9 protein-coding genes are annotated in these 15,403 nt (G+C 69.9%); 6 read left to right on the forward strand and 3 right to left on the reverse strand.

What is annotated here, in order from left to right; translation table 11 throughout:
* Positions 1–331: 331 nt before the first annotated feature.
* Together rpoB and BMY88_RS05870 are read left to right on the forward strand one after the other, a co-directional pair.
* Positions 332–3,841: a DNA-directed RNA polymerase subunit beta gene (gene rpoB / locus BMY88_RS05865; protein WP_211435514.1), complete on the forward strand. Its 3,510-nt coding sequence runs from the start codon at positions 332–334 to the stop codon at positions 3,839–3,841.
* A gap of 114 nt (positions 3,842–3,955) precedes the next feature.
* A complete protein-coding gene (locus tag BMY88_RS05870; protein WP_091941154.1) occupies positions 3,956–7,858 on the forward strand; it encodes a DNA-directed RNA polymerase subunit beta' in 3,903 nt (1,300 codons plus the stop codon).
* 154 nt (positions 7,859–8,012) lie between these two features.
* Here the strand turns inward: BMY88_RS05870 and BMY88_RS05875 are convergent, their stop codons facing one another.
* From BMY88_RS05875 to BMY88_RS05885, 3 genes are all read right to left on the reverse strand, one after another.
* Positions 8,013–9,053, reverse strand: a complete 1,041-nt coding sequence (locus BMY88_RS05875) for an LLM class F420-dependent oxidoreductase (protein ID WP_091941157.1) — start codon at positions 9,051–9,053, stop codon at positions 8,013–8,015.
* A gap of 60 nt (positions 9,054–9,113) precedes the next feature.
* Positions 9,114–9,329: a hypothetical protein gene (locus tag BMY88_RS05880; protein ID WP_091941658.1), complete on the reverse strand. Its 216-nt coding sequence runs from the start codon at positions 9,327–9,329 to the stop codon at positions 9,114–9,116.
* A 124-nt stretch (positions 9,330–9,453) separates the two neighbouring features.
* Entirely contained in the window at positions 9,454–10,431 is a 978-nt protein-coding gene (locus BMY88_RS05885; protein WP_091941159.1) for a chymotrypsin family serine protease, read from the reverse strand.
* A 519-nt stretch (positions 10,432–10,950) separates the two neighbouring features.
* Here BMY88_RS05885 and rpsL point away from each other — a divergent pair.
* From rpsL to tuf, 4 genes are all read left to right on the forward strand, one after another.
* Complete coding sequence (gene rpsL, locus BMY88_RS05890) at positions 10,951–11,325, forward strand: 30S ribosomal protein S12 (protein ID WP_014377998.1); 375 nt, start codon at positions 10,951–10,953, stop codon at positions 11,323–11,325.
* Positions 11,325–11,795 (forward strand): 30S ribosomal protein S7, encoded by a 471-nt coding sequence (gene rpsG / locus BMY88_RS05895; protein WP_091941160.1) that lies wholly within the window; start codon positions 11,325–11,327, stop codon positions 11,793–11,795. Before rpsL ends, rpsG begins: the two co-directional genes overlap by 1 nt.
* 117 nt (positions 11,796–11,912) lie before the next feature.
* Complete coding sequence (gene fusA, locus BMY88_RS05900) at positions 11,913–14,012, forward strand: elongation factor G (RefSeq protein WP_091941162.1); 2,100 nt, start codon at positions 11,913–11,915, stop codon at positions 14,010–14,012.
* An 88-nt stretch (positions 14,013–14,100) separates the two neighbouring features.
* Positions 14,101–15,294: an elongation factor Tu gene (gene tuf / locus BMY88_RS05905; protein WP_091941164.1), complete on the forward strand. Its 1,194-nt coding sequence runs from the start codon at positions 14,101–14,103 to the stop codon at positions 15,292–15,294.
* Positions 15,295–15,403 lie beyond the last annotated feature (109 nt).

Below are 15,403 nucleotides of genomic sequence, written 5' to 3' on the forward strand. Positions count from 1 at the left end.
GCTTCTCGGCGGGCCTGGGGCTGGCATCATGGCCGCGAAGTCCGCACCGCTCGCGCGGCACGGTCCTTCCCGGGTGTGGTGTCGGTCGCCACAGCTCCCGACGTGGACAGTGTCTTGCGGCAGGGGTAGGGTTCCCTGTTGCGCTGCCCCCTGACTGCATGCCCGCCGAGACGGGTCACCTGGGGTGCCCGGGGGGACCCTCTCGAGCACCCTGCCGACCGACCGCGCGGGCCTCGTCGCAGGCCGGGTGCAGCCCCGCCGATACCGACGACGACCCAGGACGACCCGCACCCACCGCCCGCACGTCGTGAGGTCCTTGGAAGGACGCATCTTGGCAGGCTCCCGCCCCACCAGCATTTCCGCAGGTACCACCGAATTCCCCAGTTCCCCCGGCACCACCCAGGCCCCCCAGTCCGGTCCGCGCACCGGCGAGGCCGACCAGCAGAAGATCCCGGGCGCGCCGCTGCGCGTCTCCTTCGCCAAGATCAGTGAGCCCCTCGGGGTCCCGGACCTGCTGGCCCTGCAGACCGCCTCGTTCGACTGGCTGATCGGCAGCCCCGAGTGGCGCGCCACCCTCTCGCCCGAGGAGCAGGCCGCCGCCGTCGGCGGGCTCGCCGAGATCCTCGAGGAGATCTCCCCGATCGAGGACTTCAGCGGCTCGATGTCGCTGTCCTTCTCCAACCCGCGCTTCGAGGACGTCAAGGCGTCCCTCGAGGAGTGCAAGGACAAGGACATGACCTACGCGGCGCCGCTGTTCGTCACCGCCGAGTTCATGAACAACACCACCGGCGAGATCAAGAGCCAGACGGTGTTCATGGGCGACTTCCCGATCATGACGAGCAAGGGCACGTTCGTCATCAACGGGACCGAGCGCGTCGTCGTGTCCCAGCTGGTCCGCAGCCCCGGCGTCTACTTCGACAAGACCCTGGACAAGACGTCGGACAAGGACGTCTTCAGCGCCAAGGTCATCCCCAGCCGCGGGGCGTGGCTGGAGTTCGACGTCGACAAGCGCGACACCGTCGGCGTCCGCATCGACCGCAAGCGCCGCCAGCCGGTCACCGTCCTGCTGAAGGCCCTCGGCTGGACCGAGGACCGCATCCGCGAGCACTTCCAGTGGTCGCCCACCGTGCTGGCCACGCTGGAGAAGGACCACATCGCCGGGCAGGACGAGGCCCTGCTCGACATCTACCGCAAGCTGCGTCCGGGCGAGCCGCCGACGCGGGAGAGCGCCCAGGCGCTGCTGGAGAACCTGTTCTTCAACAGCAAGCGCTACGACCTCGCGAAGGTCGGCCGCTACAAGGTCAACAAGAAGCTGGGCGTCTCGGTGCCGCAGGGCACCAGCACGCTGACCGAGGACGACATCGTCGCCACCATCGAGTACGTCGTGCGCCTCCACGCCGGCGAGCCCGACCACGGCACCGACGACATCGACCACTTCGGCAACCGTCGCCTGCGCACCGTCGGCGAGCTGATCCAGAACCAGATCCGGGTCGGCCTGTCCCGCATGGAGCGCGTGGTCCGCGAGCGGATGACGACCCAGGACGTCGAGGCGATCACGCCGCAGACCCTGATCAACATCCGGCCGGTCGTCGCCTCCATCAAGGAGTTCTTCGGCACCAGCCAGCTGTCCCAGTTCATGGACCAGACCAACCCCCTCGCGGGCCTGACCCACAAGCGCCGCCTGTCGGCGCTGGGTCCCGGCGGTCTGTCCCGTGAGCGGGCCGGCATGGAGGTCCGCGACGTCCACCCGAGCCACTACGGCCGCATGTGCCCGATCGAGACGCCGGAAGGCCCGAACATCGGCCTGATCGGCTCGCTGTCCTCGTTCGGCCGGGTGAACCCGTTCGGCTTCATCGAGACGCCGTACCGCAAGGTCGTCAACGGCACCGTCACCGACCAGATCGACTACCTGACCGCCGACGAGGAGGACCGCTTCGTCGTCGCGCAGGCCAACTCGCCGCTGGACGAGAACGGCCGCTTCGCCACGGACCTCGTGCTCGTCCGCACCAAGGGCGGGGAGACCACGGACCTCGCGCCCGAGGACGTGGACTACATGGACGTCTCGCCGCGGCAGATGACCTCGGTCGCGACGGCGATGATCCCGTTCCTCGAGCACGACGACGCCAACCGCGCGCTCATGGGCGCCAACATGCAGCGTCAGGCTGTCCCGCTGCTGCGCAGCGAGGCGCCCCTGGTGGGCACCGGCATGGAGTTGCGTGCCGCCGTCGACGCCGGTGACGTGGTCGTGGCCGAGAAGGCCGGCGTCGTGGAGGACTCGACCGCCGACTACGTCACCGTCATGGCCGACGACGGCACCCGGCAGACCTACCGGCTGCTGAAGTTCCGTCGCTCGAACCAGGGCACCTCGATCAACCAGAGCCCCGTCGTCGACGAGGGTCAGCGGGTCGAGGTCGGCCAGGTCATCGCCGACGGGCCGTGCACCGACCAGGGCGAGATGGCGCTGGGCAAGAACCTGCTCGTCGCCTTCATGCCGTGGGAGGGCCACAACTACGAGGACGCGATCATCCTGTCGCAGCGCCTCGTGCAGGACGACGTCCTGTCCTCGATCCACATCGAGGAGTTCGAGGTCGACGCCCGCGACACCAAGCTCGGCGCCGAGGAGATCACCCGGGACATCCCGAACGTCTCCGAGGAGGTGCTGGCCGACCTCGACGAGCGCGGCATCATCCGCATCGGTGCCGAGGTTGTCCCCGGCGACATCCTCGTCGGCAAGGTCACGCCCAAGGGCGAGACCGAGCTGACCCCCGAGGAGCGCCTGCTGCGCGCGATCTTCGGCGAGAAGGCCCGCGAGGTGCGCGACACCAGCCTCAAGGTCAAGCACGGCGAGTCCGGCAAGGTCATCGGCGTCCGCGTGTTCTCGCGCGAGGACGGCGACGAGCTGCCCGCCGGCGTCAACGAGCTGATCCGGGTCTACGTCGCCCAGATGCGCAAGATCTCCGACGGCGACAAGCTCGCCGGACGCCACGGCAACAAGGGCGTCATCGCGAAGATCCTGCCGCAGGAGGACATGCCGTTCCTCGAGGACGGCACCCCGGTCGACATCGTGCTCAACCCGCTGGGCGTGCCCGGCCGGATGAACGTCGGCCAGGTCCTGGAGATGCACCTGGGCTGGGTCGCCAAGCAGGGCTGGGAGGTCGAGGGCACCCCCGAGTGGGCCGCCAACCTGCCGTCCGCCGCCCGCGCCGCGGCGCCGAGCACCCGGACGGCGACGCCCGTGTTCGACGGTGCCAAGGAGGACGAGATCGTCGGCCTGCTGGGCGCGACGATCCCGAACCGCGACGGTCAGCGCATGGTCAAGGAGACGGGCAAGGCCCGGCTGTTCGACGGCCGGTCCGGGGAGCCCTTCCCCGAGCCGATCGCCGTGGGCTACGTCTACATCCTGAAGCTGCTCCACCTGGTCGACGACAAGATCCACGCCCGTTCGACCGGCCCGTACTCCATGATCACGCAGCAGCCGCTGGGTGGTAAGGCGCAGTTCGGTGGCCAGCGCTTCGGCGAGATGGAGTGCTGGGCGATGCAGGCCTACGGCGCGGCCTACGCGCTGCAGGAGCTGCTGACCATCAAGTCCGACGACATCCTCGGCCGGGTCAAGGTCTACGAGGCCATCGTCAAGGGCGAGAACATCCCCGAGCCGGGCATCCCGGAGTCGTTCAAGGTGTTGCTCAAGGAGCTCCAGTCGCTGTGCCTCAACGTCGAGGTGCTCTCCGGTGACGGGCAGGCGATCGAGCTGCGCGACACCGACGACGAGGTCTTCCGGGCCGCGGAGGAGCTGGGCATCGACCTGAGCCGCCGCGAGCCGTCGTCCGTCGAGGACGTCTGAGGAAGGACCCCGCCCCCCTCGCCCCGCGCTCCGCGCGGGATGAGGGGGGCGGGGCCGCCCTCCCCGACACCTCCACACAGCATCTAGCTACGAACCCCTGAAAGGGGTAATCAGTTGCTCGACGTCAACTTCTTCGACGAACTGCGTATCGGCCTGGCCAGTGGTGACGACATCCGTCAGTGGTCCCACGGCGAGGTGAAGAAGCCCGAGACCATCAACTACCGCACCCTCCGTCCGGAGAAGGACGGTCTCTTCTGCGAGAAGATCTTCGGTCCCACCCGGGACTGGGAGTGCTACTGCGGCAAGTACAAGCGTGTCCGGTTCAAGGGCATCATCTGCGAGCGCTGCGGCGTCGAGGTGACCCGGGCCAAGGTCCGCCGCGAGCGCATGGGCCACATCGAGCTCGCCGCACCGGTCACCCACATCTGGTTCTTCAAGGGCGTGCCCTCGCGCCTGGGCTACCTGCTCGACCTGGCGCCCAAGGACCTCGAGAAGATCATCTACTTCGCGGCCTACCTGATCACGACGGTCGACGACGAGTCGCGCCACCGCGACCTGCCGACGATCGAGGCGGAGATCAGTGCCGAGAAGCACAACCTCGAGACCCGGCGCGACGCCGACGTGGAGGGTCGCCAGCAGAAGCTGGAGGCCGACCTCGCCGAGCTCGAGGCCGAGGGTGCCAAGTCCGACGTGCGCCGCAAGGTCCGCGAGGGCGGCGAGCGCGAGATGCGCCAGATGCGCGACCGCGCCCAGCGCGAGATCGACCGCCTCGAGGAGGTGCTCGACACCTTCCGCAAGCTCGAGGTCAAGCAGCTCATCTCCGACGAGGGCCTCTACCGCGAGCTGCGGGACCGCTTCGGTGAGTACTTCGAGGGCGGCATGGGCGCCGCGGCGCTGCAGAAGCTGCTCGCCGGCTTCGACCTCGACGCCGAGGCCATCTCGCTGCGCGACACCATCCGCAACGGCAAGGGGCAGCGCAAGCTGCGCGCGCTGAAGCGGCTCAAGGTCGTCGCCGCGTTCCAGCAGACCCGCAACTCGCCCATGGGCATGGTGCTGGACTGCGTCCCGGTCATCCCGCCGGACCTGCGCCCGATGGTGCAGCTCGACGGTGGCCGCTTCGCGACCAGCGACATGAACGACCTGTACCGCCGCGTCATCAACCGGAACAACCGGCTGAAGCGACTGCTGGACCTCGGCGCGCCCGAGATCATCGTCAACAACGAGAAGCGGATGCTCCAGGAGTCCGTGGACGCGCTGTTCGACAACGGCCGCCGCGGCCGGCCGGTCACCGGCCCGGGCAACCGCCCGCTCAAGTCGCTGAGCGACCTGCTCAAGGGCAAGCAGGGCCGGTTCCGGCAGAACCTGCTCGGCAAGCGCGTCGACTACTCCGGCCGCTCGGTCATCGTCGTCGGCCCGCAGCTCAAGCTGCACCAGTGCGGTCTGCCCAAGCAGATGGCGCTCGAGCTGTTCAAGCCGTTCGTCATGAAGCGGCTCGTCGACCTCAACCACGCGCAGAACATCAAGTCCGCCAAGCGGATGGTGGAGCGCGCGCGGCCGGTCGTGTGGGACGTGCTCGAGGAGGTCATCACCGAGCACCCGGTGCTGCTGAACCGCGCGCCGACCCTGCACCGCCTGGGCATCCAGGCCTTCGAGCCTCAGCTGGTCGAGGGCAAGGCCATCCAGATCCACCCGCTCGTCTGCACCGCGTTCAACGCGGACTTCGACGGTGACCAGATGGCGGTGCACCTGCCGCTGTCGGCCGAGGCGCAGGCCGAGGCCCGGATCCTGATGCTGTCGAGCAACAACATCCTCAGCCCGGCCGACGGTCGCCCGATCACCGCGCCGACCCAGGACATGGTGCTCGGCCTGTACCACCTGACGACCCTGGTGGCCTCGCCGCTGGAGGCCGACGGTGGCCAGCCGTGGTCGTTCTCCTCGACCGCCGAGGCCGTCATGGCCTACGACAAGGGCGCCCTCGGTCTGCAGGAGCGGGCCTGGATCCGCCTGGACGAGGTCTTCGGCGTCGACAACGGCGTGAACGAGGCGTGGGAGCAGCCGGAGGACTGGACGCCGGGGGCTCCCGCCCGCGTGCTCACCAGCCTGGGCCGGGTGCTGTTCAACGAGGCGCTGCCCGAGGACTACCGGTTCGTCAACTACCAGGTGCCGAAGAAGGAGCTCGGGGCGATCGTCAACGACCTCGCCGAGCGCTACCCCAAGGTGCAGGTCGCGGCGACGCTGGACGCCCTCAAGTCGGCCGGTTTCCACTGGGCCACCCGGGCCGGCATCACGATCGCCATCGACGACGTCGTCACGCCGCCGTCGAAGCAGGAGATCCTGGGCCGCCACGAGGCCGAGGCGCGCGCGATCGAGAAGCAGTACGAGCGCGGCGTCATCACCGACTCCGAGCGGCGCAGCGAGCTCATCGAGATCTGGACCCGCGCGCGGGCCGAGGTCAGCCAGGCGATGGTGGACAACTTCCCCACCACGAACCCGGTCTGGGTCATGGTCAACTCGGGCGCCCGAGGCAACATGATGCAGATCAGCCAGATCGCCGGCATGCGTGGCCTGGTGGCCAACCCGAAGGGCGAGATCATCCCGCGGCCGATCAAGGCCAACTTCCGGGAGGGTCTGTCGGTGCTGGAGTACTTCATCTCCACGCACGGCGCCCGCAAGGGCCTGGCCGACACCGCGCTGCGGACCGCCGACTCCGGGTACCTCACCCGCCGGCTGGTCGACGTCTCGCAGGACGTCATCATCCGTGAGGAGGACTGCGGCACCGACCGCGGCGTCCTCATGCCGATCGGCACGGTCATCGACGGTCGCCTGACCCGCGACGCCCACGTCGAGACCAGCGTGTACGCCCGTGCCCTGGCCGCCGACGCGGTGGCCGAGGACGGGACCGTCATCGCGCAGGCCGGTTCGGACCTGGGTGACGTGCTCCTCGCGGAGCTCATCGAGGCCGGCGTGGCGGAGGTCAAGGTCCGCTGCGTCCTGACCTGCGAGTCGCTGCTGGGCACCTGCGCCACCTGCTACGGCCGGTCGCTCGCGTCCGGCAAGCTCGTGGACGTCGGCGAGGCGGTCGGCATCATCGCCGCCCAGTCGATCGGCGAGCCCGGCACGCAGCTGACGATGCGCACCTTCCACACCGGCGGTGTGGCCGGTGCCGACATCACCCACGGTCTGCCGCGTGTGGTGGAGCTCTTCGAGGCCCGCGTCCCCAAGGGCAAGGCGCCGATCGCGGAGCTCGCCGGCAGCGTCCGCATCGAGGACGGCGAGCAGTTCCGCAAGCTCACCATCACTCCGGACGACGGCTCCGACGAGGTCGTCATCGACAAGCTGTCGCGCCGGTCGCGGCTGCGTGTCGAGGACGGCCAGCACGTCGAGGTGGGCGAGCAGCTCACCGAGGGTGCGGTCGACCCGCACGAGGTGCTGCGGATCATGGGGCCCCGCGAGGTGCAGTTGCACCTGGTCCGGGAGGTCCAGGAGGTCTACCGCAGCCAGGGCGTGTCGATCCACGACAAGCACATCGAGGTGATCATCCGCCAGATGCTGAAGCGGGTGACCATCATCGACTCGGGCGCGACGGAGTTCCTGCCCGGGGCGCTGGTCGAGCGGACGCTGTTCGAGACCGAGAACCGCCGCGTCGTCGCCGAGGGCGCCGAGCCGGCCTCGGCCCGTCCGGTGCTGATGGGCATCACGAAGGCCTCGCTCGCCACCGAGTCGTGGCTGTCGGCCGCCTCCTTCCAGGAGACGACCAAGGTGCTCACCGACGCGGCGATCCAGGGCAAGAGCGACAGCCTGCTCGGCCTCAAGGAGAACGTGATCATCGGGAAGCTCATCCCGGCCGGTACCGGCATCAGCCGCTACCGCAACATCACGGTCGAGCCGACCGAGGAGGCCCGCGCCGCCGTCTACACGATGGCCGGGTACGACGACGGGCAGTACTACAGCCCCGACGTCTTCGGCTCGGGCTCCGGCGAGGCCGTGCGCCTGGAGGAGTACGACTGGCGCGGCTGATGACAGGCCTCCCTCACCCCACCGCTCGCACGCGCGTGGCGGGACCCTGAGGGAGGCCGCTCCAGCACCGCACGACGAGGGCCCCGCAGGCATCAGCCTGCGGGGCCCTCTCGCGTCCGGGGGGAGTTCGCGTCCGTGACGGAACGCGGCCGCGCTACCCGCAGAGGCGGCGCATCGTCTCCACGGTCCGCAGCCGGTTCTCGCGGCTGTCGTCCAGCGGCTGCAGAGCCAGCGTGGTCACGCCGGCCTCGGCGAACGCGGCGATGCGCTCGGCGACGTACCCCTCGGGGCCGATCAGCGAGACCGCCCGCACCAGCTCGTCGGGGAGGGCGGCGGCCGCCTCGTCCTTGCGGCCCGACAGGTAGAGCTCCTGCACCGTCTCCGCGGCGTCAGCGAACCCGTAGCGGCGCGCGAGGTCGTTGTAGAAGTTCTTGCCCTTGGCGCCCATCCCGCCGACGTACAGGGCCAGGTGGGGCCGGACGAGGTCGTGCAGCGCGTCGACGTCCTCGCCGATGGCCACCGGGACTCCTACGACCACCTGGAGCTCGCCCAGGGAGGGGTCGCGCTTGGCCTTGCCGGCCGAGAGGGCCTCGCCCCAGACGTCGGCGGCCCGCTCGGGCATGAACCAGATCGGCTCCCACGCCTCGGCGATCTCGGCGGCGAGCTCGACGTTCTTCGGACCCAGTGCGGCGAGCATGATCGGCACCCGCTGGCGCACCGGCGTGTTGATCAGCTTGAGCGGCTTGCCCAGCCCGGTGCCCTGCTCGGGCGGCAGGGGGACCGTGTACTTCGGGCCCGCATGCTCCAGCCGCTCCCGCCGCCACACCTGGCGGCAGATCTCGACGATCTCCCGGGTCCGCTGCAGCGGCGCGTCGTAGGGCACCCCGTGCCACCCCTCGACGACCTGCGGTCCGGAGGCCCCCAGTCCGAGGGTGAACCGGCCGTCGGACACGAAGTCCAATCCGGCCGCGGTCATGGCCAGCAGCGCGGGGGTGCGGCTGTAGATCGGCAGGATGCCCGCCAGCAGCTCGACCCGCTCGGTCACCGCCGCGAGGTAGCCCAGCTGGCTGACCGAGTCGAACGTGTACACCTCCGCCACGGTGGCGACGTCGAGCCCGGCGGCCTCGAGATCGCGGATCTCGTCCGCGGTCTCGCGAAAGCCCCCGCTGTAGCTGGCCTGGATGCCGATGCGCACGTGCCCTCCCGGGGTCGTCGACGCCGTCGTCGGCGCCGGGACGACCGTATCGGCGCGGGCTCAGAGCGGGCGGACCACCCCGACCACCGAGGTCACGACCCGGACGCCGTCGACGTCCCGGGGCACGCGCCGGGCAGCGAGCGGGTCGGCGAGATCGACCTTCACCACGTACCCGGTGCCGCGCCGGGCCAGCCCGATGCCCACGACCTCGGGAACAGCGGCGAGCTGCTGGCTCAGGGCGCTCTTGGCGGCGCGGGCGGCGGCACGGTCGGACACGCCCCCCATGGTGCGCCACTCGCGGCCCCAGGAACAGTAGGAGGCCCCGCCTTCCGCACGCTCCTCCGTCCCTCGCGCGCCGGCCCGCCGCGAGCGTGCGCGTGGAGGGGGGCGCGAGGGCCCGTCACCACTCCGCGCCGAGGGCGGCGAGCACGGTGGCCAGCGGGCTGGCGAAGGTCACGCCGCCGCCCTGTGCCCCGCCGACGTCGCTGCCGGCGAACAGCAGCGCCAGGGGAGCGCGGTCGCCGCTGCGCCAGATGACCGACCCGCTGTCGCCGCCGGCGCTGAACGCGCCGCCGACCCCCTCGATCTCGATCTGCCCGTCGAAGGTGTGCACCACGTCGTCGTACTGGACGGCGACGCCGTCGACCTCGACCGCCGTGATCCGGCCGCGGGTGTGCCCCGTCGTGCGGCCGACCTTCTCCACGGCCTCGTCGGGGTCCACCTCGTCCCCGTCGGCCACGACCGCCGCCAGGGGCCCGCCCGGATAGCCGGCCGGATCGGCCTCGACGCCGGGGTCCAGCACCGCGACCGCGGCGTCCACCAGGTTGCGCCCCGCGGTGAACCGCACGAACGCGCTGAGCGTGGCGACCCGGTCGGCGCCGGTGCCGCCGTCCGCCGGACCGGGCTGCAGGACAGGGTCTCCCACGGACGCGGCGTCGCTGGCGGCCAGCACGTGGTTGTTCGAGAGGATCGCCGGCCGCCCGCCCATGCGCACGACGCCGCCCAGCGTCCCCGCCGTCACCGCCGGATGCGCGACGGACAGCCCCGGCCGCAGCGGCCGGACCCTGCGCTGCAGGTCGGCCGGGGGCACCGCCGGCGCGGAGGGCGACGAGGTCTGGGCGCGCACGGGCCCGATGACCCGGACGTCGACCTCGGCCCGCACGGCGTCGGCCACACCCTCGAGCAGGGTGGCCGCGTCGGCCGGGGTGGCCACGCGGATCGCCAGCCGCGCCCGCCCGCCGGCCAGCGGGCTCAGGCCCAGTGCAGGGGGGAACCACACACGCCCCGGCGCCAGGCCGCTCGCGCTGACCGGAGCCGGCCAGCCCGCCAGCCGGGCGCCCAGCCTCGCCTTGAGCTCCCGCGCCGAGTCGATCTGCACCGTTCCCCCTTCGTCCCCGGCACGTTGCCGTGGGTGGTCGTCCTGGCACCGACGGTAGGGCGGAGGTAGGACAGGACGGAAGGCGACGCGGCCCGCGCGCGGCCGGTATGGTCGCTCCGACCACCGTGGACCGGCCGGTCCCGTAGGCCGGGAATGAACCGGCGAGCGGGGCGTTGACGGCACAGAGGCGCCACTGTGAGCGGTGCCGCTCCGTCGACATGGGGACCCGGTTTGCACCGGCCTCTTCGGCACGAGTATCGTGGTCAGCCGTGCCCAGGGTGCCCTGGGCCTGCTCCCGTTCGCGGTGCGCTCGCCGGCAGGTTGGTGGCGCCGAGTCGCGGGGGGCGACCGATCCGGTTGGCGAAGACAACCGGTCCCGGGAAGGGCGACACGCCCGACCGCGGGGGCCGGAGGTGGACTGCCGCCTGGCCCGGGTGTGACCCCAGCAGGACGGCACCCGGCACGACAACAGACCGACCGACAGCACGACCCAGCGCAGGTAGGAGATCCAGGCCCCCCATGCCCACGATCAACCAGCTGGTCCGCAAGGGCCGCGAGGACAAGGTCGTCAAGACCACGACGCCGGCGCTGAAGGGCTCCCCGCAGCGTCGCGGTGTGTGCACCCGCGTCTACACGACGACGCCGAAGAAGCCGAACTCGGCGCTGCGGAAGGTCGCGCGCGTCCGGCTCACCAGTGGCATCGAGGTGACCGCCTACATCCCCGGTGTCGGCCACAACCTGCAGGAGCACTCGATGGTGCTCGTGCGCGGCGGCCGGGTGAAGGACCTCCCGGGCGTGCGCTACAAGATCATCCGCGGCTCGCTGGACACCCAGGGTGTCCGCAACCGCAAGCAGGCTCGCAGCAAGTACGGCGCCAAGAAGGAGAAGAGCTAATGCCGCGCAAGGGCCCTGCGCCGAAGCGTCCGCTGGTCGCCGACCCGGTGTACCAGTCCCAGCTGGTCACCCAGCTGGTGAACAAGGTGCTGGTCGACGGCAAGCGCTCGATCGCCGAGGCGATCGTCTACGGCGCCCTCGAGGGCGCCCGCGCCAAGAGCGACACCGACCCGGTCGTCACGCTCAAGCGCGCGCTGGACAACGTCAAGCCGTCGCTCGAGGTCCGCAGCCGCCGCGTCGGTGGTGCGACCTACCAGGTGCCGGTCGAGGTGCGCCCCTCGCGGAGCACCACGCTGGGCCTGCGCTGGCTGATCCAGTACAGCCGCGCCCGTCGCGAGAAGACCATGACCGAGCGCCTCATGAACGAGCTGCTCGACGCCAGCAACGGCCTGGGCGCCGCGGTCAAGCGCCGCGAGGACACCCACAAGATGGCCGAGTCGAACAAGGCCTTTGCGCACTACCGCTGGTGACCCAGCCGGCACCGCTGTACCGCTGGTGAGCGAACTCCACCAGCAGCCGCTGCCCGCGGACACGCCGGGCGATCCCCGGCACCCGAGCACGGACCGAACCGAAGAGGAGAAGTAGAGATGGCCAGCAACGCGGCCCAGCTCGCCAAGACCCGCAACATCGGGATCATGGCGCACATCGACGCCGGCAAGACCACGACGACCGAGCGCATCCTCTTCTACACCGGTATCAACTACAAGATCGGTGAGGTCCACGACGGCGCGGCCACGATGGACTGGATGGAGCAGGAGCAGGAGCGCGGCATCACCATCACGTCGGCCGCGACGAAGTGCTCCTGGAACGGCTTCGACATCAACATCATCGACACCCCGGGCCACGTGGACTTCACCGTCGAGGTGGAGCGGTCCCTGCGGGTGCTCGACGGTGCGGTCGCCGTCTACGACGGTGTCGCGGGCGTGGAGCCCCAGACCGAGCAGGTCTGGCGGCAGGCGGAGAAGTACGGCGTCCCCCGCATGTGCTTCGTCAACAAGCTCGACCGCACCGGCGCGAACTTCTTCCGCTGCGTCGACATGATGGTCGAGCGGCTGAACGCCAACCCGCTGGTCCTCCAGATCCCGATTGGCGCCGAGGGTGACTTCATCGGTGTCGTCGACCTGGTGCAGATGAAGGCCCTCACCTGGCGCGGCGAGACCAAGCTCGGCGAGGACTACGAGATCGAGGAGATCCCTGCGGAGCTGGCCGACCAGGCCGCCGAGTACCGGGAGAAGCTGCTCGAGGGCGTCGCGGAGAACGACGACGCGATCATGGAGGCCTACCTCGCCGGCGAGGAGGTCTCCGTGGAGACCATCAAGGCCGCCATCCGCAAGGCGACGATCGCGGGTCAGGTCAACCCGGTCGTCACCGGCTCGGCGTTCAAGAACAAGGGCGTGCAGCCCATGCTCGACGCCGTCGTCGACTACCTGCCGAGCCCGCTGGACATCGAGGCGATCGTCGGCACCGCCCTGGACGGCACCACCGAGGTGCTCCGGCACGCGGACGAGGACGAGCCGTTCTCCGCGCTGGCCTTCAAGATCCAGACCGACCAGCACCTCGGCAAGCTCACCTACATCCGGGTCTACTCCGGCAAGCTCGACGCTGGTTCCCCGGTGCTGAACAGCACCAAGGACCGCAAGGAGCGGGTCGGCAAGATCTACCAGATGCACGCCAACAAGCGCGAGGAGCGCCAGGGCGTGGGCGCCGGCGAGATCGTCGCCGTCAACGGGATGAAGCAGACGACGACCGGGGACACCCTCTGCGACCCGCAGAAGCCCGTGATCCTGGAGTCGATGACCTTCCCCGCGCCGGTCATCTCGGTCGCCATCGAGCCGAAGACGAAGAGCGACCAGGAGAAGCTGGGCACGGCCATCCAGAAGCTGGCCGAGGAGGACCCGACGTTCCAGGTCCGCCTCGACGAGGAGACGGGTCAGACCGTCATCTCCGGCATGGGCGAGCTGCACCTGGAGATCCTGGTCGACCGCATGCGGCGTGAGTTCAACGTCGAGGCCAACGTCGGCAAGCCGCAGGTGGCCTACCGCGAGACGATCCGCAAGGCCGTCGAGCGCTACGACTACACGCACAAGAAGCAGACGGGTGGCTCCGGCCAGTTCGCGAAGGTGCAGATCGCCCTCGAGCCGCTCGAGATGAGCGGTGACTCGGCGACCTACGTGTTCGAGAACAAGGTCACCGGTGGCCGCATCCCGAAGGAGTACATCCCCTCGGTCGACGCGGGCATGCAGGACGCCATGCAGTACGGCGTGCTCGCCGGCTACCCGATGGTCGGTGTGAAGGCCTCGCTCCTGGACGGCCAGTACCACGAGGTCGACTCCTCGGAGATGGCCTTCAAGATCGCCGGCTCGATCGCCTTCAAGGAGGCCGCCCGCAAGGCGAGCCCCGCCCTGCTCGAGCCGATGATGGCCGTCGAGGTCGTCACGCCCGAGGAGAACATGGGCGACGTCATCGGCGACCTGAACTCCCGCCGCGGCACCATCCAGGCGATGGACGAGCGCTCCGGTGCCCGGGTCGTCAAGGCGCTGGTTCCGCTGTCGGAGATGTTCGGCTACGTAGGCGACCTGCGCAGCCGCACCCAGGGGCGGGCGAGCTACAGCATGGTCTTCGAGACCTACGCGGAGGTCCCGCAGAACGTCGCCAAGGAGATCATCGCCAAGGCGACCGGCGAGTGACCCGCCGGGCGGAACCCTCGCCCGGCACCCCCCAGCAACCCCACCCCAGACACGCGTACGACTGCGACACCACGAGGAGAGGAACCCAGTGGCCAAGGCCAAGTTCGAGCGGACCAAGCCGCACGTCAACATCGGCACCATCGGGCACATCGACCATGGGAAGACGACGCTGACCGCGGCGATCACCAAGGTCCTGCACGACAAGTACCCGAACCTCAACGAGGCGTCTGCGTTCGACCAGATCGACAAGGCGCCCGAGGAGAAGGCTCGCGGCATCACGATCTCGATCGCGCACGTCGAGTACCAGACCGAGAAGCGTCACTACGCGCACGTCGACTGCCCCGGGCACGCCGACTACATCAAGAACATGATCACGGGTGCGGCGCAGATGGACGGCGCGATCCTCGTGGTCGCCGCCACCGACGGCCCGATGCCGCAGACCAAGGAGCACGTGCTCCTGGCCCGCCAGGTCGGCGTCCCCTACATCGTGGTGGCGCTCAACAAGGCCGACATGGTCGACGACGAGGAGATCCTCGAGCTCGTCGAGCTGGAGGTCCGCGAGCTGCTGTCCGAGTACGAGTTCCCGGGTGACGACGTCCCCGTGGTCCGCGTCTCGGCGCTGAAGGCCCTCGAGGGCGACACCGAGTGGGGCGACAAGCTCATGGAGCTCATGGACGCCGTCGACACGGCCATCCCCGAGCCCGAGCGTGACGTGGACAAGCCGTTCCTCATGCCCGTCGAGGATGTCTTCACCATCACCGGCCGCGGCACCGTCGTGACCGGTCGCGTGGAGCGCGGCATCGTCAAGGTGTCGGAGGAGGTCGAGATCGTCGGCATCCGGCCCACCTCGACCAAGACCACCGTCACCGGTGTCGAGATGTTCCGCAAGCTGCTCGACCAGGGCCAGGCCGGTGACAACGTCGGTCTGCTCCTGCGTGGCATCAAGCGCGAGGACGTCGAGCGCGGCCAGGTCGTCGTGAAGCCGGGTTCCATCACCCCGCACACGAACTTCGAGGCCTCGGTCTTCATCCTCTCCAAGGACGAGGGTGGCCGGCACACGCCGTTCTTCAACAACTACCGTCCGCAGTTCTACTTCCGGACGACGGACGTGACGGGCGTCGTGACGCTGCCCGCCGGCACCGAGATGGTCATGCCCGGCGACAACACCGAGATGACGGTCGAGCTGATCCAGCCGATCGCCATGGAGGAGGGGCTCAAGTTCGCCATCCGTGAGGGTGGTCGGACCGTCGGCGCCGGCCGCGTCGTCAAGATCAACAAGTAGTACCCGCAGACGGGCGGCGGCCTCCAGGCCGCCGCCCGTCGCCCGGGTCCGCACACGGACCCGCTGGGTCCGGACCCGGGCCCACCACAGACAGACTCACGATCGGCAG

The organism is Trujillonella endophytica, from assembly GCF_900110555.1.
GTDB lineage: Bacteria > Actinomycetota > Actinomycetes > Mycobacteriales > Geodermatophilaceae > Trujillonella > Trujillonella endophytica.